The organism is Methylobacterium organophilum (assembly GCF_022179465.1).
Lineage (GTDB): Bacteria > Pseudomonadota > Alphaproteobacteria > Rhizobiales > Beijerinckiaceae > Methylobacterium > Methylobacterium organophilum.
In genome coordinates, this window is the sequence record NZ_BPQV01000050.1 from 1 (window position 1) to 258 (window position 258).

General features: G+C 52.3%; 1 protein-coding gene. It reads left to right on the forward strand.

Annotation, left to right across the window (positions count from 1 at the left end):
• The coding region (locus tag MFF21_RS23770) for an AGE family epimerase/isomerase (protein WP_238315053.1) at positions 1–258 on the forward strand (258 nt) is incomplete at both ends.

A 258-nucleotide genomic window follows, 5' to 3' on the forward strand; every position in this document is an offset into this window, starting at 1 on the left:
TGACTGGGAAGGAAAACCGGTGGTCCGCGAACGTGTACGTTGGCCTATCGTCGAAGCAATGGGTACGGCCTACGCGCTCTACACCGTCACTGGCGATCGCCAGTATGAAACCTGGTATCAAACATGGTGGGAGTACTGCATTAAGTACCTGATGGACTATGAAAATGGTTCCTGGTGGCAGGAGCTGGATGCGGACAATAAGGTCACCACCAAAGTCTGGGACGGCAAACAGGATATTTATCACCTGCTGCATTGCCT